The 20,289-nt window shown below is 58.2% G+C and carries 15 protein-coding genes, 4 tRNA genes and 1 pseudogene; 9 read left to right on the forward strand and 11 right to left on the reverse strand.

The window, feature by feature from the left end:
• Positions 1-20 precede the first annotated feature (20 nt).
• Complete coding sequence (gene lexA, locus EDB94_RS03535) at positions 21-632, reverse strand: transcriptional repressor LexA (RefSeq protein ID WP_008177448.1); 612 nt, start codon at positions 630-632, stop codon at positions 21-23.
• A 215-nt stretch (positions 633-847) separates the two neighbouring features.
• Here lexA and EDB94_RS03540 point away from each other — a divergent pair, with 215 nt between their 5' ends.
• Genes EDB94_RS03540 through EDB94_RS03550 form a run of 3 tightly spaced genes read left to right on the forward strand, consistent with a single transcriptional unit; the run spans position 848 to position 3,312 of the window.
• Positions 848-1,849: an amidoligase family protein gene (locus EDB94_RS03540; RefSeq protein ID WP_108017459.1), complete on the forward strand. Its 1,002-nt coding sequence runs from the start codon at positions 848-850 to the stop codon at positions 1,847-1,849.
• The gene (locus tag EDB94_RS03545; RefSeq protein WP_008177443.1) at positions 1,842-2,576 is read left to right on the forward strand and encodes a gamma-glutamyl-gamma-aminobutyrate hydrolase family protein; all 735 of its coding nucleotides are present in this window, start codon (positions 1,842-1,844) and stop codon (positions 2,574-2,576) included. Before EDB94_RS03540 ends, EDB94_RS03545 begins: the two co-directional genes overlap by 8 nt.
• A gap of 31 nt (positions 2,577-2,607) precedes the next feature.
• Positions 2,608-3,312 (forward strand): SIMPL domain-containing protein, encoded by a 705-nt coding sequence (locus EDB94_RS03550; RefSeq protein ID WP_014577645.1) that lies wholly within the window; start codon positions 2,608-2,610, stop codon positions 3,310-3,312.
• Between the two features lie 2 nt (positions 3,313-3,314).
• On the opposite strand, the gene EDB94_RS03555 is transcribed toward EDB94_RS03550, so the two are convergent.
• The gene (locus tag EDB94_RS03555; protein ID WP_260312504.1) at positions 3,315-7,076 is read right to left on the reverse strand and encodes a translocation/assembly module TamB domain-containing protein; all 3,762 of its coding nucleotides are present in this window, start codon (positions 7,074-7,076) and stop codon (positions 3,315-3,317) included.
• Positions 7,073-8,722 carry an autotransporter assembly complex family protein gene (locus tag EDB94_RS03560; protein WP_108017460.1) on the reverse strand — a complete coding sequence of 550 codons (1,650 nt, stop codon included), beginning with the start codon at positions 8,720-8,722 and terminating at the stop codon, positions 7,073-7,075. The genes EDB94_RS03555 and EDB94_RS03560 overlap by 4 nt, the downstream gene beginning before the upstream one ends.
• 291 nt (positions 8,723-9,013) lie before the next feature.
• Here EDB94_RS03560 and EDB94_RS03565 point away from each other — a divergent pair, with 291 nt between their 5' ends.
• Both EDB94_RS03565 and EDB94_RS03570 read left to right on the forward strand, forming a co-directional pair.
• Positions 9,014-10,021: a hypothetical protein gene (locus EDB94_RS03565; RefSeq protein ID WP_014577648.1), complete on the forward strand. Its 1,008-nt coding sequence runs from the start codon at positions 9,014-9,016 to the stop codon at positions 10,019-10,021.
• A gap of 43 nt (positions 10,022-10,064) precedes the next feature.
• A pseudogene (locus EDB94_RS03570) lies at positions 10,065-11,552 on the forward strand (amidase family protein).
• Between the two features lie 49 nt (positions 11,553-11,601).
• On the opposite strand, the gene EDB94_RS03575 reads toward EDB94_RS03570, so the two are convergent.
• Both EDB94_RS03575 and EDB94_RS03580 read right to left on the reverse strand, forming a co-directional pair.
• Positions 11,602-11,678: transfer RNA gene (locus EDB94_RS03575), tRNA-Met, on the reverse strand.
• A 99-nt stretch (positions 11,679-11,777) separates the two neighbouring features.
• On the reverse strand, positions 11,778-13,115 hold the full coding sequence (locus EDB94_RS03580; RefSeq protein ID WP_108017924.1) for an acetyl-CoA C-acetyltransferase: 1,338 nt from the start codon (positions 13,113-13,115) through the stop codon (positions 11,778-11,780).
• 322 nt (positions 13,116-13,437) lie between these two features.
• Between EDB94_RS03580 and EDB94_RS03585 the strand changes: the two genes are divergently transcribed.
• Positions 13,438-14,844, forward strand: coding sequence for a 3-oxoacyl-ACP reductase (locus EDB94_RS03585; protein ID WP_108017462.1), 1,407 nt, complete (start codon positions 13,438-13,440; stop codon positions 14,842-14,844).
• Between the two features lie 41 nt (positions 14,845-14,885).
• Here EDB94_RS03585 and EDB94_RS03590 read toward each other — a convergent pair.
• The 6 genes from EDB94_RS03590 to EDB94_RS03615 form a co-directional block, all read right to left on the reverse strand.
• Positions 14,886-14,961: transfer RNA gene (locus EDB94_RS03590), tRNA-Val, on the reverse strand.
• Between the two features lie 18 nt (positions 14,962-14,979).
• Positions 14,980-15,056, reverse strand: a tRNA-Asp gene (locus EDB94_RS03595).
• A gap of 67 nt (positions 15,057-15,123) precedes the next feature.
• Positions 15,124-15,199, reverse strand: a tRNA-Val gene (locus EDB94_RS03600).
• A gap of 161 nt (positions 15,200-15,360) precedes the next feature.
• Positions 15,361-15,618, reverse strand: a complete 258-nt coding sequence (locus tag EDB94_RS03605; protein ID WP_260312505.1) for a hypothetical protein — start codon at positions 15,616-15,618, stop codon at positions 15,361-15,363.
• A gap of 50 nt (positions 15,619-15,668) precedes the next feature.
• Positions 15,669-16,541 carry a DUF2846 domain-containing protein gene (locus tag EDB94_RS03610; RefSeq protein ID WP_108017464.1) on the reverse strand — a complete coding sequence of 291 codons (873 nt, stop codon included), beginning with the start codon at positions 16,539-16,541 and terminating at the stop codon, positions 15,669-15,671.
• A 139-nt stretch (positions 16,542-16,680) separates the two neighbouring features.
• Positions 16,681-17,661, reverse strand: coding sequence for a hypothetical protein (locus EDB94_RS03615; RefSeq protein ID WP_108017465.1), 981 nt, complete (start codon positions 17,659-17,661; stop codon positions 16,681-16,683).
• Positions 17,662-17,958: 297 nt separating this feature from the next.
• Here EDB94_RS03615 and purE point away from each other — a divergent pair, with 297 nt between their 5' ends.
• The 3 genes from purE to sodB all read left to right on the forward strand — a co-directional run bounded on the left by purE (position 17,959) and on the right by sodB (position 20,236).
• Entirely contained in the window at positions 17,959-18,450 is a 492-nt protein-coding gene (purE, locus tag EDB94_RS03620) for a 5-(carboxyamino)imidazole ribonucleotide mutase (protein WP_108017466.1), read from the forward strand.
• A gap of 17 nt (positions 18,451-18,467) precedes the next feature.
• Positions 18,468-19,586, forward strand: a complete 1,119-nt coding sequence (locus EDB94_RS03625; protein WP_108017467.1) for a 5-(carboxyamino)imidazole ribonucleotide synthase — start codon at positions 18,468-18,470, stop codon at positions 19,584-19,586.
• 71 nt (positions 19,587-19,657) lie between these two features.
• Entirely contained in the window at positions 19,658-20,236 is a 579-nt protein-coding gene (gene sodB / locus EDB94_RS03630) for a superoxide dismutase [Fe] (RefSeq protein ID WP_008171376.1), read from the forward strand.
• Positions 20,237-20,289: the final 53 nt, after the last annotated feature.

Below are 20,289 nucleotides of genomic sequence, written 5' to 3' on the forward strand. Positions count from 1 at the left end.
TCTGAGGCTATCCGAACCGCTCAGTGCAGGTCAGAGCGGCGGATAACACCAACACCCAGACCCTCGATGAACAGCTCCTGTTCGGTCAGGTCCACTTCGATCGGTGCGAATTCTTCGTTTTCGGCAATCAGGTAGACTTTCGAGCCTTCCTTGCGGAAACGCTTTACCGTTACCTCATCGCCAACCCGGGCAACCACCACCTGGCCGTTGTGAACATCCTGGGTACTGTGAACTGCCAGCAGGTCGCCATCGAGAATACCGATGTCTTTCATGCTCATGCCCCGGACCCGCAGAAGATAATCTGCAGACGGCGAAAAGAATTCTGGCTGCAGTGTGCAGTGATCCTCGATGTGCTCCTGAGCAAGGATCGGACTACCGGCAGCGACCTGACCAATGACCGGGAGGCCCAGGTCCTCTTCCGCCTCAGGCAGACGGATGCCGCGGCTCGCTCCCGGCACCATCTCGATGGCACCTTTCCTTGCCAATGCCCGGAGATGTTCTTCCGCGGCGTTGGCCGAACGGAAGCCCAGTTCTGCTGCGATTTCAGCACGGGTTGGCGGATAGCCGGTCTCGTCGACGTATCGGCGAATAATATCCAGTACCTGGGACTGCCTTGCTGTCAGCTTCATCAAGCTACTCCGCTATATCGGGATCGGGCCGCTGCAAAAATCAGCCTCTCGTAAGAGCGGCTCCGGTGGCCCTGTTTTTTTATACAGTAAAGTGACTATATACAGTGTTTTATCCAGTGTAAAGTCGGCTCCCTGATTTTCTTGCATCCGCTTAATAATGAGGATCAACAGCGGTGTGATATGGTTAGGGCACTATTCCTCACGAACCAGGGAGCACCATGACTCAAGTCAGTGCCTGCAGGATGCCTGACATCCTAAAGACGAACGAAGGGAAGGAACGCCGGGTTGGCGTCGAGATCGAACTGTCTGGTCTGGGCTACGATGAGCTGGTTACATTGGCGGCGGAGATGCTGGAGGGCACACCTGAGCTCAAGTCACGCTATGTGACAACCTTGCAGACAGCTCTTGGCGACTTCACGGTTGAGCTTGATTCCGATCCGATCAAGGATCTTGATCTGGCGGATGAGCGCCTCCCCGAGTCCATTCGAGAACTCGGTGGACAGGCGATGGATGTGATCGACGCCGCGGCCGAACGCGTGGTACCCCTCGAGATCATAAGCCCACCCCTGAAGTTTTCCAGCGTCGAGGTGATTGAAACGCTCGTCGACAAACTCAGGAACGCCGGGGCACTGGGTAGCCGGGACGCCATCTATTTTGCGTTTGGCCTGCAGCTTAATCCCGAGTTGCCCGACCTCAGCCCCGAGACCCTGGTTCGTTACTTCCAGGCGTTCGCGGCCCTGTATGAATGGCTCAAGCACCGGCATCAACTGGACGTCAGCCGCAAATTCACTACGTACATCGAACCCTGGCACGGCCGCTACACCGAGCTCCTGATGGAGGATAACTATCATCCGAACCTCGGGGAGCTCATGGAGGATTACCTGGAGTTCAATCCTACCCGGAATCGCGCGCTTGACCTGCTTCCACTGTTTGCCCACCTGGACAAGGAACGGCTGGAACGCCATGTTCAGGACCCCAGGATAAAAAGCAGGCCAACCCTGCATTACCGGTTGCCGGATTGCGACATCGACAATCCCGGCTGGCATTTCTCAACCGTTTGGAACGACTGGGTCGTTCTGGAGCAACTGGCCAACAATCCCGACGACCTGGCCGACATGCGGCAACTGTTCCGGGAGCGGCGCAAACTGAATCTTCACAACCTGACCCACAGCTGGCGGGAAACCACTGACGACTGGCTGGCCAAAAACGGGTATGTCTGAAGAGTCCAAAGAACAGGAACTTGAGGTTCCGGGCCTGACGATCGGCATCAGTGGTCCCGCTCGAAAAAGCCTTGCCCATCGCCTGATCAGCCTGGGTCTGCGCCTCCACGGTGCCCGGACCCACTATATTCGCCCCGGTTCACGGGTTGCCGTACCGATGCTTGATGGCCTGGTGCTGTCAGGCGGCACCCACGTCCATCCTGAACGTTATGGGCAGGAGCCACAGGTTACCGCCAACTATGACCGCAAGCGGGATAAAACCGATCAGTCACTGCTTGAGCAGGCTGAAGCTATTGGCATTCCCGTGCTCGGGATTTGCCGCGGCGCCCAGTTCATCAACGTTTTCCACGGCGGGTCCCTGTGCCAGAACGTGACACCGCTGAGGGTCAATACCCGGCATCGCCCACTGCTCTTGCCCCTGCAAACCGTGCGACTGGTAACGCACAGCCGGCTTGAGCAAGCCATGCGCTCCCCGGTGATCGGCGCCAACCGGATTCACAGCCAGGCCATCAAGCGCCTGGGCCGCAACCTGCGCGTGACCGCCGTGGACAATGATCTGTTTGTACAGGCTATTGAAAGCACCGGACGCCAATGGCTAACGGGCATCCAATGGCACCCGGAATACCTGCTCTACCATGGCGGACACCGACGCATCTTTGGCCAGTTCGTGGATGCTGCCCGCCGATACAAACTGGCGCGCCTGGAACCGGATTCCGACGACGCCTGATCCATCAACGGTTTCCAAAGGAGGCACTACCATGAACGGACGGAACCGAAAGCTCCGTTTAAACCTGAAGTCCGGTTTTATTCTCCCTCTCGCGCTCACAGTACCTGCTCTGACAATGGCAGGTGAGGTTACGCTCACTGGCGAGGGCAGTGTCCGATACGAGCCCGACAGCGCCAGACTCCAGTTCACAGCCAGTGCCGAGCACGAGCTTCCCCAGAAGGCCACCGAACGGGTAGCGGCCCTGATGGCGCAGTGGCGCGAGGGTATTACCGAGTACCAGGATCAGCTCAATGATTACTCAGACGCGTCGGTAAACCTTTACACCCGAACGTTGCCCGCATCTGAAAGGGAGGAGCAACCCCGCAAGCAGGCCGTTGCCTCCCAGACCGTCAGCTTCAGCATCAGTGATCTTACTCTGCTCAACCCCCTGCTCCAGCAGGCCCAGGCTGTGGGCCTGGATTACCACCTGGGCCCTCACCAGTTCTTCCACTCGGATGAGACCGGTATGGAACAGGAAGCACTGGCCAGAGCCATCGCAGACGCCCAGGCCCGCTGCCGATTCGTGGCCAGTCAGCTCGACCAGAGCTGTGGTGATGTGGTCACCATCAACATCAATGGCGGGCACCGCCCGGTACCAATGATGATGGCGGAGGCCAAATCCATGTCGGATACGGTATCGAGCGTGGGTGAGCGGGAAATCCGGGCCTCAGTGAGCGCCACCTTCGAGCTGGACTGAACTCAGAAATCCCGGGTGTAGAAGATATCCAGGGAGGCCGCCAGCCCGCTGGCAGCCTCAAGATAGAAGTAGCGGCCCAGATCGTAGCGCAGAGCGACCGTGGTTATCGGCTCGAAGATGCCGACACCGTAGCGGACACTCAGCTCATCCGTCAGATACCCGCTCGCCACCACCGAGGTCTGATCGCCGGAACCCTCCGCTTCCAGGGTGAGCTGGCGAATACCGAACTCTTCGCCAATTTGCCCCGTCACCTTGTTGGCCTGGGTCAGTCCCAGGGACAGCGCCGCCCGGCTCATCTGGCCCTCATCACCCCGGCTCTGGGGCGCCCGGCCAAGAATGACATAGGAAAGCGCCTCTGTCTGAGGCATGTCGGGGTTGGAGAATACTTCCGTCTGGGGCGACTGCACAGGGCCGGTCAGACGAATACCGGCCACGACGGTATCCACGGTGCGGACGGCCTCGATGTCCAGGTAGGGTTGGGTAAGGTTGCCCACGAACAACAGTCTTGCCCGCCTGAGCTTGAGCTCCTGACCATAGGCTTCATACTGGCCATTGACCAGTTGGAGCGTGCCACGGGTATCCATGTCATTGCCAATGCGAAGAGATCCCTCCAGATCACCGGTCACGCCGAAGGCGGCAAAAGTCACCTGATCTTCTCCAACAACCACGGTCACATCCATATTCAGCGATCGGACAACGGGCTCTTCCCGTTCCACGCCGACAATGACCTCATCCTCCGAGACCGACACGGCCTGGTCCGGCAAACCCTGTATCTCAATGTCGCCTCTTGGCACTCCGACCTGTCCGGATACCTCCAGGGCCCCCTCACTGAAAACGATGGTCAGATCCGGCTCCACCTCAAGCTGCGCATAAGGCTCCAGGTTGAATGGCACACGGCTGCCGGAAATCGTGATTTCCCCCCGGGGAGACTGTTGCCAGTCGATTTCCCCATCCACAATGGTCTGGCTTCGCGCATTGCTCCGGATCCTGCCACTGATCTCGGCCGAGTAACCGCCAAACTGAACGCTGGCGATCACCTCCTCGATCGGTACCGGCAAGCGGGGATCGGAAACCCGTCCATTCACCAGGTGCAGTTCGCCGGTCACCGCCGGCTTCATCAGCGGGCCGGAGAGCTGGCCCTGGCCGTTCACCCGACCGGCAACTTCGTCCAGCCCGGAAAGCAGTCCTGCAAGGGCAATATCCAGACCCTCGAGACTGAAGGAACCCTCAACGTTGCGGTCGTCCGAGTTCGGATCCAGGTTCATATCCAGCGTGAAATCGCCAAGCTCCGGTCCGGAGAGACGGACCGCAAGGTCGGCTTGTTTGGGCTTCAGGGCGACCTCGGTTGTCAGGGTATTGTAGGCGAGCGACTCCCACTCGCCGTCCACCAGCAACTGGAATTGACCTTCACCGGCGTCCAGGAAAAGGCGTCCGTCCGGACCGTCGCCGGTGGTGGTGAAATCAACCTCGCCGTTGATCCAACCGTCCCAACGTAACGTCTCCGGCAGCAAGGGAGCGAAGGCCACGGTTGGGAAGCGGTCGATACGATAGGCAATGCGGGGAACCGGAAGCAGTGTCTGGTCCTCGGCACAAACCGTACTCTCCTCCCAGCGCCAGCAATGATTGCCAAATGTGAGTTCACCATCGGCTTTGTATGCCAGGGTCGCCGGGGCCTGCAGCCGCCATTGTTGGGACTGTTCCGGAAGGTCAATCACGCCCCGGGACAGCTCTCCCTGCCAGGTTCTCCAGTCAGCGCCGGCCCCTCCTGCGAAACCCAGCTCAAGGTCAGCCTCGGCATGACGAGCTCCGATGCTCACGGTGTGCTTTCCCTGGGTGCCATTGGCTTCCAGAGTGAGCGTTTCAAGCTCTTGGCCGAACCCGTTGAGGTTTTCCGCCTGCAAACGGCTGACAAGGCGCATGCCGTCCTGCAGATCGGCCTCAAGACTGAGGGTTTCAATGGCGAGCTCATCCTGCCAGCCCAGGTTTTTGCCACTTGCACTCAGCTCGCCCTTCGGGCGCTCTGGTGTTCCCTCCGCCGTCAGAGTCGCTTGCAGATTCCCCGTCAGGCCAGGCAGGACAATTTCCGGCGCGGGCAGGTTCAGAGCCAGATCACCACGCAGAACGTCGCCCCAGGTACCGCTACCCTCAATACGGTTGTCACCCACCAACAACTGAAGGTCAGATAGTTCCCAACTGCCTGATGAGGTATCTAGCCGTCCCTGCAGAGACGCGGGATTGGAACGCCAGTCGCCCTTGAGATCCCATCCGGCATTCATGGCAGGTACCGGTCCATCCCCGAGTTGTCCCTCGGTCGTCACATCACCGCTGAGGTTGGCTTCCAGTACAGGTACCCAATAACCGGGATTGAAGTCTTTCAGGCGCAAAGCCGCCTGCCAGGAAAGCGGCCCGGAAAAGTTCACCGAGCCGTTGCCGGTAAGAGACCCGGCGCCTGTGCTGACGGCCAGGTTGGTCAGTGTGGTCTGCTCGGCATCGCCATCCACCGTGGTGGTCAGTTCCGCGCTGCCCTGAGGACCCTCGACACCGGCTTGAAGTTCTGCATGGTAGTTCCCCTCACGCCAGGACACGGTGCCATCCAGGGAACGAAGGGTTACCACTGGCGGCTCAAGGCCCGGGATCAGCGTATACCAGGGAAATCCGCGCAAACGGATGTCGGCACTGGCTTCGAGGCCCTCGCTCCAGGAGACATTGCCATTGGCCACGACATTATCTTGCCCTGCACCATTCTCCCTGTCTGCGGCCAACTCGATCCGGATGTTCTCGGCCGCACGAGTCGTCGCAAGGCCCTTCAGCGTCAGCCGTACCGGGCCTTTCGTGCCCGGAAGCGTAGCCTGCCCCCGGGTGCGAAAACCCTGCTGCAGGCTACCTTTGGCGTCCACAGACCAATCATTGAGCACAAGGGTCTCCGGCAGCGCCTGCGCTGCGCGGAACTGATCCGAGGTTAGCCTCAACTGTGCCGGGAGGGCCGGATCGAGCGGCTCGACTTCCCCCGAGAGTTCAGCATCCAGGTAGCCACGACTGGACGCAGCGACCATCAGGTCCCGAACGCTACCCGAAAGTCGGGCGTCGAGAAGCCACTCCTCTCCATAGGGCGGCGGGATGTCCGCTTTGACTTCCAGATTAACGGGCCAGTCCCGGCGGGTTTCTATCCGCCCAGCGGCGGACACGGTGTACTCGCCCAACTGATACCAGGCGCGCTTTATGTTCCAGGCAGCGCCCGACCCTCCGGCGTCCAGCTCAAACCGGTCCCAGACTCTGTTGCCGTTGAAGGTAAAAGGCCCAAGCCGGACGCCACTGATATTCAGCGCCAGCGGCAGGTCCACGCCCGGCAGTGTGATGGGGCTTCCGCCTTCGGATTTGTCCGCCGGGGGCAACTGGGAGACTTCGAGCGTCTCTGCCTCCAGATTCTCAATACAGAGCTGTTTTTGGAACAGACAGGAAGGGGACCAGTCCACGAGTGGCGACTCAACGACCACTTCGACCCCGTAACCACGCCATTGCAGGTGGTCGGCCTGCCACCGACCAAACAGAGATCCCCGGTCATTTTCCACCTGAAGCCCTGGCACCTGTTCTATAACCCAGGCGGTTCCCGTCTCGGAGCGCAGGGCCAGCAAAACAGCGGCCACCACAAGGACAGGCACGAGAATCAATACCGCCAGCCCCACCAGCAGCCAGAACCGGAGGCGTCGCTTGCGTGCCGTTGGCTCGTGCGGCCTGTCGTCTGATGTTTCCGGTGTCCTCGTCACAGCTCAGGCCCCATGGAAAAGTGAATGCGCCAATCCCCGCCAAATTCACGATCCAACCCTTTGGCGAGATCCAGCCTCAACGGCCCGACCGGGCTGATCCAGCGTATGCCGACACCGGCGCCGGTGGCCAGCGGGTCGCTCGGATTGTTGATCGCGTTGCCGTGGTCGACGAACATGGCGGCACGCCATTTGTCCGCAAACTGATACTGATACTCGGCGCTGCCAACCATCAGGAAGCGTCCGCCCACCGGCACGCCGTTATCATTCTCAGGCGACAGGGTTTCATAGCCATACCCTCGCACACTCTGGTCACCGCCAGCGAAGAAACGCAGGGATGGAGGCACATCTTCAAACCGGTTGGTTGCCACGGCCCCCGCCTGCAGACGACCCAGAAACCGGTGCTTGTCCGCCAGCGTAAACAGCCCCTTGACCAGTGCGTTTACATGAAGGATATCCACATCGGACAGCGCCGCCCGATGCGAACCGGTGACATCGAACTGCAGGCGATAGCCCCGGGATGGGTCCAGTGGCGAGTCAGTGTGGATTTTCGAGTAGCCCGCACCGGGCAGCAGGAGTGTGCTTGTGCCTTTCTCGTCATTGCCGATGTTAAAGCGCTCACCTTCCCAACGCAGCGACAATATCTGCAGCCAGCCGTTATCCAGCTGATGCTGCCACTGCTGCCCCAGGCTCAGAAGCTCCGATTCCACATTCTCGATGTCTTCCCGTTGATAACCGGCGCTCAGGCGGATCAGATCGGTCATGGGCGGATCCAGAGGCAGCTCGTACCAGGTAGTCAGGTTCTGCCTGGGTACCGAGAGTTCTGTCTCGGCGCCCCGCTTGTGCCCCATGGGATTGATCCAGTGTTCCCGCCAGTTTCCACGGAACCTGGGGCCGACATCGGTCGAAAATCCCACGCCCGCCGCCACGGAGCGGGCGTCGCGCCGGGTGAGATCAACGCGGACCGGAATCACGCCGTCCTCGGCACTACCCGGTGAGGCATCGATATCAACACTACTGAAATAGCCGCTGTTCAGGAGGTCCCGGTTGAGCCTTGCTACTTCATCAGCATGGAAGGGTATACCTGGCTCGAACGAAACGAACTGCTCCAGTAGACCGATCTCGAACCAGTGCCCCTCTTCAAAGGTTACCTCTCCGAGCCGGTACCTTTCGCCGCTATCATAGATAAGCGTAACCGCAGCGCTTCGGGTTGCCGGATCCACTTCCAGGGTACGGGTAACAAATTTGCCGTCGAAATAGCCACGCCGTCGGGCACGGGTCTGGATGGTATCTCGCAGGCTGGCATATTGCCCGTGGTTTAGAATGTCGCCTTCGGCCGGGTGCTCTGGCAGATCGGCGGTAAACCGTTCATCCGACGCAGCAGCCCCCCTGACCTCCACGGTCCGGGACGTAACTCGCACCGGCTCCCCCGGCGTAATGGACAGAACAAGCGTTGCCGTTGTGTCGGAATCACCCTCTTCAATCCGCCACTCAATCAGCGGGCTATAATATCCCAACGCCCGCAATGCCTCCTCGGCCTGACCAACGGCTGTGGGGGCATAACGCCTGAGATTACTGGCACTGCGGCCTTCGACCTCCCCGATAAACGCCTGGGCATTTGATTTCAGATCCGGGTAGTCTCCCTCCATGTTCACGACGACCTGTTGCGCGCAAACCCACGACGGCAGCCAGCAGAGCAACAAGATCAAAAGCCGGACCCGGCCCGAATTCACGACTTGGTAGATTGATAGCATCCGGCTATTTCAGTGTTGGTGGTAACAAGAAGGATTTCCGTTCAAGCGTGGGAGTTTAATGGCAGACGGTCAAGTTAATCCATGGTTGGCCTTTCGGACTGCCTTGAGCGGCTCAAGGGCGAGTCGTTTGTGGCGTTGAAATAAGCTAACCTGTCAGATACTTAGCAACAGACCGGACCCTGGCGAATGCTGAAGATAAATCGAGAAAACCTGAAATCCAGCCACCAGCTTGTCTGGTTCATCATTGATTTCCTGATGCTGGGCCTGCTGATCATCAACCTGGCGTTCATCATCTGGGACTCGATCTATAACTTTGTAGCCGTTCAGAATCTGCTGAAAGAGCATGCTCCGGCCATACAGTCGGCCTACCACCCCATCCATGAACGCTTCATCTTTTACGATCTGATCTTCGTCAGCATCTTCCTGACCGAGTTCTTCGTCCGCTGGGGTTACGCCATCAAGGCGAAAGTCTACGACCGCTGGTATTTCTACCCGTTTATCCACTGGTACGACCTGGTGGGCTGTATCCCGGTGGGAAGCTTGCGTTTCCTTCGTATCCTGCGGGTGATTTCCATCATCTATCGCCTGCATCAGTACAAAATCATTGATATCACGAATACCAGGATTTACCGCTTCGTGAACTTCTACTACGAAGCCTTTATGGAGGAGCTTTCAGACCGCATTGTGCTGAAAGTACTCAGCGGCGTGCAGCAGGAGGTCAAACGGGGCTCTCCGCTGTTCGACAAGATCCAGGAGGACATCCTCTACCCCCGCAGGGACATGCTCTCCGACTGGATCTCCAAGCGGGTCGCAGAGGCAGCCCAGGAAGGCTACGTGCCCAATCGCGGAGCCCTCAGAAGCTATCTGGAAGACAGGGTGGACAATGCCCTGAAACAGAATCTGGAACTGTCACGGCTGAAGTACCTTCCTGTGGTGGGTCCAACGATCCAGGAAACCCTGGAAGAAGCCGTCGGCGACATCGTTGCCCACGTTATTCACCAGATTCTCGAAGACCTGGCTTCTGCCTCCAACCACGCCTTCATCGAAGACATCGTGAACGTGTTCCTGCCGACACCCGGTGAAGTAAGGGCCGATGAAGCGCAGAACGAGGCGCTCATTAACCTGATCATTGAGATCATTGACGCCATCAAGGGACAAGTGAGGGTAAAACACTGGCGAGCGGAACTTCCGTGACCGACTGACGAGCCTTCTAAAACCAACAACAAAGAGACCATCCATGGATGCAACGCAATTGCCACTGCATTATCAGTCGGCCCATGACCTCTTGAAACAACTTGACGCCGGCACCCTGACCAGCGAGGCACTAACCACGGCCTTGTTGGAGAGAATCCGCGAGCATAATCCGACCATCAATGCCGTCGTGACCCTGGACGAGCAAAAGGCTCTCGCCAACGCCCGGAGGGCTGATGAGGAACGTGCAGCCAGCTTGGTAAGGGGCCCATTGCATGGTCTTCCCCTTACCCTGAAAGACACCTGGGAAGTGGCAGGCATGACCTGTACCGCGGGTGCCCCACCCCTGAAGGATCACAAACCCAACCGCCACGCCGATGTCGTGCAGCGGCTGGAAGACGCCGGAGCCATTATTCTGGGCAAGACCAATGTGCCCATCTACGCCACCGATCTCCAGAGCTACAACAAACTGTTCGGGGTGACCAACAACCCCCACAATCTGGCGCACACTCCCGGTGGCTCCTCAGGTGGTGCTGCGGCCGCCCTGGCTGCAGGCATGACACCCCTTGAAGTGGGCAGCGACCTGGCTGGCTCCATTCGCACACCCGCGCACTTTTGTGGCGTGTTCGGCCACAAACCAACCCGCTCGCTGGTGTCGTTTCGGGGTCACATCCCGGGGCCACCGGGAACCCAGTCCCGACCGGATCTGGTCGAGGGCGGCCCGATGGCTCGCAGTGCCGGCGACCTGGAACTCCTGCTGAGCGTCATTGCCGGGCCCCGGCCAGCTGAAGAGCGCACCTGGTCCCTGGCAATGGCACCCTCGGAATTAAAAAGTCTCGATCAGGCCCGAGTCGGCCTATGGCTGTAAGATCCCTTGTGCCCGATAGAGCAGGAGCTGACCGAGGGTTATCAGAACCTGGGCAACGCATTGTCTGAACGGGGCGCATTGGTCACTGAGGCCCGCCATCCATTGCTGAGCCTCGAACATATTCTCCCTGCCTATTTCAATCTTCTGGGGGCCCTGCTAAGCACCTCGCTGAAGCCCGCCCAGCGCCGACAGATGAAATGGATTGCCCGGCTGGAACCCTGGCTCAAATTTCTGGGGCCGATGACGCCTTTCATTGGTGAATACGGACGAGGGGTGAATCAGCCGGTCTACCAGTGGATGGCCTGGAGCGAAATGCGCGAGAAGATGCGGGCCGAGATCGAATCGTTATTTCAGGAAGTGGACGTTCTGCTGACGCCGGTGACACCCACCACCGCCATCCGGCATGACCACAGCCATCCGGTCTTCAAACGCCGGATTACCGTCGCCGGTCAACCAAGGGCGTACATGGACCAGTTCTGCTGGATCGCCTTCGCCACCCTGCTTGGTCTACCCGCCACCTCCGTCCCCATCGGACGAACGAAAGAAGGCCTGCCATTCAATGTTCAGGTGATTGGTGCGCCGGGGATGGACCTGACCACAATCGGTTTTGCGGGACTACTGGAAGACGCCGGGCTGGCTGGGTTTGTTCAGCCGGAAGGATTCTGAAAACGTGGAAGCGAAAAAAAGCCAGCACATGGCCGGCTTTTTTCAATGATGGTAGCGGGGGCTGGATTCGAACCAACGACCTCCGGGTTATGAGCCCGACGAGCTACCAGACTGCTCTACCCCGCATCAAACTGGTTGTTTCTCAGGGAACCCCTGATCAACGTGGCGCGCATGATAAGGGGTGTGATCGATACTGTCAAAGGAAAGTTCCGGATTTCCGAAAACTCACCTCTCCAGAATCGCCGTAACCCCCTGTCCGCCCGCGGCGCAGATCGAAATCAGGCCTCGTCCGCGGCCCTTCTCCTCCAGCAACTTGGCCAGAGTCGCAACAATTCGGGCACCGGTGGCCGCAAAGGGGTGACCGGTTGCCAGGCTGCTGCCTTTTACATTGAGCTTGTCGCGGTCAATGCTGCCCAGAGGCTTGTCCAGGCCCAGACGCTCCTTGCAGAAGGTCGGATCCTCCCAGGCCTTCAGGGTACAGAGGACCTGTGAAGCAAAAGCTTCATGGATTTCGTAAAAATCGAAATCCTGAAGGGTCAGCCCCGCTTTTTCCAGCATCCGGGGCACTGCATAGGCAGGTGCCATCAGCAGCCCCTCTTTCTTGTCCACAAAATCCACCGCCGCATTCTCCGAGAACGTCAGCCAGGCTTTCACCTCGTGATTGTTGGCCTTCGCCCACTCCTCGCTGGCCAGCAACACGCAAGAGGCGCCGTCCGTCAACGCCGTGCTGTTAGCCGCGGTCATGGTGCCGTTTTCCCGATCAAACACCGGCTTGAGCGTAGCCAGCTTCTCCAGCGTGGTATCCGGACGCAGAATGTTGTCCTTCTCCAGCCCCGCCATCGGCGTCAGCAAATCGTTGAAGAACCCCTCGTCATAGGCCCTGGCCAGCTTCTGATGGCTCTCCCAGGCCAGCTTGTCCTGATCCTCCCGGGCAATATCCCACTCCTTCGCAGTCACCTGTGCATGCTCGCCCATCGACATTCCTGTCCGAGGCTCGCCGTTCTGAGGCACCTCGGGCTTCAGATGTCCGGGCCGAAACCGCCCAAGAATTTTCAATCGATCCCCGGCGGTCTTGGCCCGGTTCAAATCCAGCAAAATCTCACGAAGCCCCTCACCCACGCCAATCGGAGCATCCGACGTGGTGTCGGTTCCGCCGGCAATACCACATTCAATCTGACCCAGGGCAATCTTGTTGGCCACCAGAATCGCCGCCTCCAGCCCCGTGCCACAGGCCTGCTGGATGTCATAAGCCGGCGTCTCCGGCGCCAGCCCACAACTCATCACCGCCTCCCGGGTCAGATTAAAGTCCCGGGAATGCTTGATAACCGCCCCAGCAGCCACCTCACCCAGCCGCTGGCCCTCCAGACCATAACGATCCACCAGACCTCGCAGCGCCGATGTCAGCAACTCCTGGTTACTGATCTTGCTGTAGACCGTATTCGACCGCGCAAACGGAATCCGGTTACCACCCAACACCGCAACGCGACGAATCGCCGAAGGGGCGGCGCTGGTCTTTTTCGAAGTAGCGGTTTTCTTACGTGAAGTTTTCGATGCTTCTGCCATGATCATTTCATCCGTTTTGAAGTAACCGTGATGTCAGGGGGAACATTGGGGGAAGGCTTCCCAGAACCGTGGAGCGCCAAGGATGGCGCGACCGAGCCCTACAGGGACGTATTCACGGGCGTGTTCTGGGAAGCCTTCCACCAATGTTCCCTGCACCCAGGTTGAGTTGTTAATGTCGACAGTTTAGCGACAACCGGAAACGCCTCATTGGCACCCCTGACAACACCCTACAGGCATTGAGTCAATCCAAAAACTATCCGATTCTTTACCCTGTAGGACGATTCGCATCCAGCAACCCGAATGCAAACACAAGGAAGCCCCCATGTCTGACCTCTATCTTAGAATAGTAAACACCCCGGTTGGCAAAACCGCCGCACAATCCCTGGGCCTACCAGCGCCCGTACCCCTGAAACGTCTCAAGCGAACCGATCAGCCATTTATCGAGGGCGACGTACTTGTAGGCGCAGCCAGCGGAGGCAAAGCCATCGCGGCAATCGGAAGCACCCTCAGCGCCAGTGCAGCCACATTGCACCACGCCAGCGGGAATGAACGACTGAAAGACTCGTCCAAGGCCGGCAACAAAGCCCGACCCATGGACCTGAATTCGGAAATCGATCAAAAATTTTCCGCCCTGGTGTTTGACGCCACCGGGTTGAAAGGACCCGATGACCTCCGGGCCCTTTACGATTTTTTCCACCCCACCATCAAGAAGCTCGGCGGCAACGCTCGGGTACTGGTCATTGGCCAAAACCCCGCCACTTGCAGAAAGGCGCCCCAGGCCGCTGCCCAACAGGCCCTGGAAGGCTTTGTTCGCAGCATCGGCAAGGAAATCGGAAAGAAAGGTTCCACTGCAAACCTGCTATGGATGGCACCCGGTGCCGAGCAGCAACTGGAATCCAGTGTCCGGTTCTTTCTGTCCACACGCTCTGCCTACGTGTCTGGCCAGGTGGTCAGGATCGGCAAAAGTGATTCGGCGCCTGCGACCAATCCTGTCGCTCCCCTGACAGGAAAAGTTGCCCTGGTTACCGGGGCCTCCCGCGGCATCGGCGCCGCTATTGCAGAAACCCTTGCAAGAGATGGCGCCACGGTTATCGGACTCGATATTCCGCCTGCCATGGAAGATCTGCAAAGAGTCACATCTGCCATCAACGGCAAGGCACTGGCTTGCGATATTACTGACGAAAAGGCGCCGACGCTCATCGCCGACTTCATCGATGAACATTTTGGCGGAGTGGACCTGGTCATTCACAACGCAGGGATCACTCGTGACAAAACCCTTGGCAATATGCCCGAGCACTTCTGGGATATGACAATTGCCGTAAACCTGACCGCCGAGGAATTGATCGACGAAGAGTTGGCCAAGCGAGAACTGATGAAAGAGAACGGCCGCATCGTCTGCATCTCCTCCATCAGCGGCATTGCCGGGAATTTCGGGCAGACCAATTACTCTACTGCCAAGAGCGGCGTGATCGGCTACGTGGAAGCCATGGCCCGGCAACTGAAGAATGGCGTAACCATCAACGCCGTTGCCCCGGGTTTTATCGAAACCCAGATGACCGCAGCCATGCCGGTCACCATCCGCGAAGCCGGTCGCCGGATGAACAGCCTCTCCCAGGGCGGGCAACCCGTTGACGTGGCGGAAACTATCGCCTGGTATTGCAGTCCTGCGTCCAGCGGAGTGAACGGCAACGTGGTGAGAGTCTGCGGCCAGTCGCTGATTGGCAAATAAAAAAAGGGCCGATCCTTTCGGATCGGCCCTTTTCGGAATTTTGGTGGGTGGTACTGGGATCGAACCAGTGACCCTCGCCTTGTAAGGGCGATGCTCTCCCAGCTGAGCTAACCACCCGGGGATACTGCATAAAAATGGCGGAGCGGACGGGACTCGAACCCGCGACCCCCGGCGTGACAGGCCGGTATTCTAACCAACTGAACTACCGCTCCGCATCAATTCTGACCCTCGGGCCCGAACCTGAAACCGGATGGGGTGATCCGGTGATGCATTTGAAAGTGGTGGGTGGTACTGGGATCGAACCAGTGACCCTCGCCTTGTAAGGGCGATGCTCTCCCAGCTGAGCTAACCACCCACTTTCAAGCCTTCCAAAGGCGCTCACTTGCTTGGCAGCCGCGCTGTCTCAACCAAGTGAGAGGCGCATTTTAAGCATTTGGCTGGCGGTGTCAAATATTTTCCCGGAATTTTATAAAAAAACCTGCAAGCCATTCAAAAGCGTACAGTTTTTGAGCAAACCTACTTTCTTGCAGCGGTCTTGCGCGTCGCTTTTTCAGCCCGCGGCACCGGCCGATCCTGCCCCGCCTTCTGCGCTTTTTCCTGGAGAGAAAGTTCGCTGACACGGCTGCGCCTGTCTTCGGGAACCGCTCGATTAGCGAGAGAGCAATTCAGATCGTCCAATCGTTTCTGCAGGTCACCCCAGCTATCCAGCAACTGGGGAACGACATCATCCGCCAGTCTTTCGAATCTGAGTCGAAGAGAATCCTTGAGAGCCATTGTTTTTAAATTTTCCCGAGCCATTCACCTTGCATCAGTGTAGTCAGCGCTCAGAAAATCCACCAGCCGCCTCCGGATTCTGCTTCTTCTCTGCGCTCCCGTTCCATCTCCAACTCCGCGTATTCCTGCTCCAGCCTCTTAATCTTGCGATCGGCTTCAAGAGGCACGGTTGGGCCACCACCGAACGGCCAGAACCAGGACGTGGATTCGTACTTGCCCTCCTGCTTCAGGCGCTCGATCTCGAGCTCACGCTCCTCCTCCAGCAGCACCAGTTGCCGCTCGTAATCCAGGTCTTCGTTCACTTCCACAATGGAGGTAGCCGCGTGGTTTGGCGCCAACAGATCACTGTTCAGAAAACGGGTGGAAACAATCTCCTCTGCCTGCATGGCATATTCCCGCGTTACCAGCTGGAGGTCGCCCTGGGTCAACGGATGATCCGGATCCAGGTCCGGATGCCGTTGGCCCGGTTCCGAAAGCTCGTTATAACGCAGGTAATAGATCTGTCCTGGCTCAACGTCCAGCGTGGCATCGGCGATCAGGCTAAGACTGAAGGAGTTCATGCCCTCCAGACCCAGCAAAGGTCGGCGCATGGCGATGTGGCGCTCTCCGGGGCTTACCTCGAGCCAGGTGAAGCTGTCGTTGCGAATGTTGAAATAGTGGGTGTCATCTATGTAGACACTGGGCGCTTCAATTTCATCAGCCGCCCATTGGGAGTGTGTCCTGTAGAAGTACAGCACCGCGTTGCGACGATCCCAGCTATCGTTGTCGATATGGACAAAATCATGCCCGGAAACCGGATGCAGGAACGACCCGACGCTTTTGCCGATGGACTGATAAACCGTACAGCCCGGCAACACCAGCAACAGCCACATCGCTGCCAGAAGCCGGGGAACAAGAAAAACGGAAGGCACTCGGGTTTTCATTGTTGTTAACTCTTCATCCTGATTGCGAGTTGCCTGATCTTAACAACTGCACAAAAACAGAAATGAGAGCTACCGCAAGGGATGGCTACAAACCGTTACAAAACCCGAAATGCCGATTGCAGGACCACGCTACGGGCAGCTACTGCCCGCTGATCTGGCTCCGTAATTGATTCACCTCTTCAGACAGCCGAACCAGACGGGAGGTCAGTTGTGACCGCGAGGCATCGATAGACTCAACCGTGCGCTTGAGACTGGCCACCTCATTACGGAGCGCCTGAACCCGTCCATCATCGGCCAGCTCATCGGTCTCCCGCTCCAGGGCCGAGATCCGGCCCTCCATGCCGCTGATTCCCAGCTTCTGCTCCTGCTCAAAACGCCGGATACGGCTCTCGATCACCTGATCCACATCCGCCAGCTGCTGGCTCAGTTTCGTCAACTGATCCGTTGCCTGCCGGTTGGCATCCTGCAGCGCTGCAATCGACGTCTCCGTTTGTTGTTTCAGGGCTGCAATATCGGCGGAAAGCGAGGACCGGACCTTTTCAACCGACGTCTCAAGCGAACCAATGGCCTGCTTGCCCTCCGCAAGGCCGGATTCCAACGCGGCAATCCGTTCCTGCTGCTCATCCAGGCGCTTCTTGTTGCGTTCATTGGCAATGGCCCAGAGTTTCCGGATCTCACTGTCTGCCGTGTCCAGACGCTTGGTATGCGCCGCGATCTGCTCCTCCAGAGTAGCGCCCCGCTCCTGAAGGTTTTCCCCCGTTTCCGAAAGCTCGCCCTCAAACCGAGCAAGCGCCAGCTTGCTCTGCCGCGCCCAGTAATCCGCTTCTTCAAGCTGCCCTTCCAACGCCTGAACCCGCTGCTCCTGGGAGTACCAGCCAACACCCGCGGCAACGGCCAGCACAATCAACAACACCCAAAGCATTGCCGAGCTACCGCGACCATTGCCGCCGCCACTACCGTTACCGCCCTTGCCACCTTTGGGAGGCTTCGTTGATGTCGACGATTCGCCTTTCCCTCCGGACGCTGGCCTGGACTTTCTTTCCGCCGCCTTCTTCGGCTCGGCACTACCAATCGGTCGTTCAGCCCTCAACTCATCATCATCTGGACGGATGGGTTCCATTACAGCTCCTGACTATGGACGGTTAAAACAATAGCGATCGATAATACCTGTACTTAGGCGCAGGTAAAAATAACGCCTTGCCAATACATGCTCTTGCACAGAGTCGGGGGGCTGGATGGAGGCTCTTTCCGGAAATGTCTGAAGCCAGGGATGGCTTCAGTCAAGCCCACATGGATGTGCTCGTAGCGTTTTCCGGAAAGAGCCTCCATCCTGCCCTACTCCGAAGCCATAAGTTTGCATGGTAAGTAGGCAAAACATACAATGGCCGGCTTTCCAATTATCACAGGACTGTTGCATATGCAGCCGCTTGTAGGACTCATCATGGGCTCCAAATCCGACTGGCCCACCATGGAACACGCCGCCGCCATGCTCGAAAAACTCGGCGTGCCCTATGAAACCAAAGTCGTCTCGGCCCATCGCACACCGGATCTGCTTTTTGACTATGCCAAAACGGCCGCAGACCGCGGCTTGAAAGTCATTATTGCGGGCGCCGGCGGCGCAGCGCACCTGCCGGGCATGGTTGCCTCACAAACCGCCCTGCCGGTCCTTGGTGTTCCTGTTCAGTCCAAAACCCTGAATGGTCTGGATTCATTGCTCTCCATCGTCCAGATGCCAGGCGGCATCGCTGTCGGCACCCTCGCTATTGGCAAAGCCGGCGCAACCAACGCTGGCCTGCTGGCAGCGCAGATTATCGGCACCTCAGACGACAGCGTACGCAAAGCGGTTGAGCAGTTCCGGGCCACACAGACCGAAACGATTCTGGACAATCCTGATCCTCGGGACCAGTAACAGGCAGGAGAACTCGAATGAGAATTGGTGTACTGGGCGCCGGCCAACTGGGAAGAATGCTGGCACTGGCCGGATACCCACTGGCCAAGACCTTTGTTTTCTATGACATGTCCGGCAGCCCCAGTGCCGGCCTTGGTGAAGTCATCATCGACCGCGAGGGCCAGTACCTGGACGATTTCCTCTCCCGGGTCGACCGTGTTACCTATGAGTTCGAACACCTGCCAGTAAACGTGGCCGAGAAAATTGCTGCTCACAAACCGGTTCACCCCTGCCCCCGGGCATTGCAGGTGTGTCAGAACCGGGAAGCGGAAAAGACTCTGTTCGGCGAGCTGGGCATCCCCACGCCAGAATGGAAAATTGCCGATAGCGCCGCCTCGTTGAAAGCCGCGGCCGAGGAACTTGGCTGCCCGGTGGTAGCGAAGTCCAACACCGAAGGATACGACGGCAAAGGCCAGGCCGTACTCAAATCGCCTGAGGATGCCGAGGCCGCCTGGGCCTCCATCGGCCACCCCCGCCTTATCGTGGAGAAGTTCGTCGACTTCCACCGGGAAGTGTCGATTATCGCCGTTCGCGCTGAAGACGGTGAGCTGGCGTTCTACCCGATGGCGGAGAACACCCACCACGAGGGAATTCTGCGCTACTCCATTGCGCCTGCTCCGAAGCTCGAGAAGCACGTTCAGGAAGATGCGGAGCGGTACATCAAGGCACTACTGAACGAATTGGACTATGTCGGCGTATTAACGCTTGAGTTGTTCGAGACAACCGATGGCCTGGTCGCCAACGAGATGGCGCCCAGGGTTCACAACTCGGGGCACTGGACCATCGAAGGCGCGATGACCAGCCAGTTCGAGAACCACATTCGCGCGGTAAGCGGGCACCCTCTTGGCAATGTTGCTCCACGTGGTTTGAGCTGCATGATCAATATCATCGGAGAGCACGGCGACATCGAGCGAATCCTCGAACTGCCCTACGCCCATGTTCATCTTTATAATAAGGGTGAACGACCGGGTCGTAAGCTGGGCCACGTAAACATACTGGCCGACAGCTACGAAGAGCTTGTCTGGCGGGTGAAGAACTGCGCCCAGTTCCTGCCGGGCAGCCCAGAGTTTAAAAGTTCTTTAACACCAAAGGGTTGATCTGACTCAAATCGACCCTATATTGGGGTAACGAACATCAACATAAACAGAGAGACAGGGAGAACGACCTCATGGCATTTGAACTTCCCGCACTGCCCTACGAAAAGAACGCACTGGAACCGCACATCTCTCAGGAAACACTCGAGTACCATTACGGCAAGCATCACAACACCTACGTCACCAAGCTCAATGGCCTGATCGAAGGTACGGACAACGCCAACAAATCTCTTGAAGACATCATCAAGAGTGCCAGCGGCCCGTTGTTCAACAACGCCGCACAGGTCTGGAACCACACCTTCTACTGGCACTGCCTGAGCCCGAACGGCGGTGGTGAGCCCACCGGTGCTGCCAAGGAAGCGATCGAGAAGGCGTTCGGTTCTTTCGAAGATTTCAAGAAAGAATTCAATGATAAAGCAGCCAACAACTTCGGTTCTGGCTGGACCTGGCTGGTGAAAAAAGCGGACGGCACCGTTGCCATCGCGAATACCAGCAATGCTGAAACGCCGTTGACTGGTGCCGACAAGCCGGTACTGACCGTCGACGTCTGGGAGCACGCGTACTACATTGACTATCGCAACTCCCGCCCGAACTACCTGGAAGCTTTCTGGAACCTGGTGAACTGGGATTTCGTAAACGAAAACCTGGCCTGATCCCGGCCTTGCTTCCAGACACAGTCTAAAACGACTGTGATCAAGCGCCCGCC

Origin of the sequence: Marinobacter sp. 3-2 (assembly GCF_003751355.1) — a bacterium.
GTDB lineage: Bacteria > Pseudomonadota > Gammaproteobacteria > Pseudomonadales > Oleiphilaceae > Marinobacter > Marinobacter adhaerens.